Below are 1,780 nucleotides of genomic sequence, written 5' to 3' on the forward strand. Positions count from 1 at the left end.
GGCCTAAAATCATCGTTATTTTTTTCATTTCTATCGGTTTTAAGTTGGTAAATAATTAAATTACAAGATACTAATTTAATCTCAATACCAAGAATCATAAAACTACATGGTTTTTCAGATCGATTTATTAATTAAAGGATAAGTGATTTAATGGTAAGTAAAGGGTGATTTACGTCAAAATATGGTATTTTTGAATGATGGTATAAATTAAAAAAAATGAAAAAAGTTAGTATTTTAGTTCCAGAATCTTCTGTTTTGCAAGCCATAGCAGATCCTCAATATTTGTTTACAGCGGTCAATCAATTTATGGCTGTGGCACAAAAACAACCCTTATTTGATGTACAATTAGTGGGAGTAAAATCAGAAATTAAACTCAGTAATGGCTTGTATACGGTTAATCCAACGCAATTAATAAGTGAGGTAAAGAAAACCGATTTGATTATCATTCCAGCCTTATTTGGCGATATGCAAACGGCTATCAACGAAAACAAAGATGTTTTACCATGGATAAAAGAACAATATGACAATGGAGCAGAGGTAGCTTCCCTATGCGTTGGTGCTTTTTTACTAGCTTCTACAGGGTTGCTCGATGGTAAAAAATGCTCCACCCATTGGGGATTTCAAAATGAATTTCGAACCCTATTTCCTAAAGTTGAAGTGGTAGATGGTAGTATTCTAACTGAAGAATCCCGAATTTATTCCAGTGGTGGTGCTAATTCGTATTGGAATTTATTATTGCATTTGGTCGAAAAATACACGGACAGACCCACAGCTATTTTGGCTTCCAAATATTTTGCAATAGACATTGATCGAGACAGTCAAGCCGCTTTTGCTTTGTTCCAAGGACAAAAAAATCATGTTGATGAAGCAGTCAAAAAAGCACAGGAATTTATAGAAAACAACATCGAAGACCGTATTACTATTGAGGATTTAGCAGCACATGTTGCTCTAGGAAGACGTAGTTTTGAAAGACGATTTAAAACCGCTACAAACAATTCCGTACTCGAATATATCAACAGAGTTAAAATAGAATGTGCCAAACGAAATTTCGAAAACAGTAGGAAAAATATCAACGAAGTTATGTTCGAAATTGGCTATACAGATACTAAATCTTTCAGAAACATTTTTAAGAAAATGACGGGACTCACTCCAGTGGCTTATCGCAACAAGTACAATAAAGGCATTACAGCATAGATTCTCAATGCTCATCAAATGAAAACGGATATTTTTAAATCAATAGAAACAATCATCCAACTCCCTTTTGAAAAAGATAATTTTCAGTCTGGAGCGGTTTGTTTTGCTAATAGTGAGGAGTTACGTGATGATTTCAAACTCCATTTCACTACTTACGATGTGGTTAATTATGTATATGGTGTCTTGTGGCAAACGGATTTAAATGAAAATAGAAACACATTTACTGATTTAAAGATTCCATTTCCTAAAACTGTTAACTTCTTTTGGAAATATGCCGAAATAGGTAAAAAGTTCCGTCAATCCCGTCCAATCGAAGCGATAGAATTAGTGAATTGTACTGATTTAAATTGGGTTTATTCCTGATTTTTGGAGCAGAATGATTTCGTTTCTAAAACAAACAGCAGTCCCACCATTCACTTCAAGCTTTATGGGTTTCAAACCATTTTCTTGGGCTGGCAGGAGCTTCCGCCGGTCGCTCTGCCAGCCCAAGAAAATTATGGTTTGCTCCACCACAAAGGCTTTCCGTTGCTGTTGGGGCTAAGAGGGAGGTTTCTTTCCCAAAATTTTAAGTTCAATTAGTTTTACT

Annotated in this window: 2 protein-coding genes; both read left to right on the top strand. The window is 34.9% G+C overall.

Going from position 1 to position 1,780, the window contains the following annotated elements; genetic code table 11:
* Positions 1–216 precede the first annotated feature (216 nt).
* Positions 217–1,194 carry a GlxA family transcriptional regulator gene (locus WBQ70_RS11990; protein ID WP_423914514.1) on the top strand — a complete coding sequence of 326 codons (978 nt, stop codon included), beginning with the start codon at positions 217–219 and terminating at the stop codon, positions 1,192–1,194.
* Between the two features lie 18 nt (positions 1,195–1,212).
* Positions 1,213–1,557 (top strand): hypothetical protein, encoded by a 345-nt coding sequence (locus tag WBQ70_RS11995; protein ID WP_423914517.1) that lies wholly within the window; start codon positions 1,213–1,215, stop codon positions 1,555–1,557.
* The last annotated feature ends 223 nt before the right edge of the window (positions 1,558–1,780 follow it).

Origin of the sequence: Flavobacterium sp., from assembly GCF_049590715.1 — a bacterium.
Lineage (GTDB): Bacteria > Bacteroidota > Bacteroidia > Flavobacteriales > Flavobacteriaceae > Flavobacterium.

Coding starts and splice junctions, on each gene's coding strand:
- WBQ70_RS11990 (WP_423914514.1), top strand. CDS start 217: ATGAAAAAAGTTAGTATTTTAGTTCCAGAATCTTCTGTTTTGCAAGCC.
- WBQ70_RS11995 (WP_423914517.1), top strand. CDS start 1,213: ATGAAAACGGATATTTTTAAATCAATAGAAACAATCATCCAACTCCCT.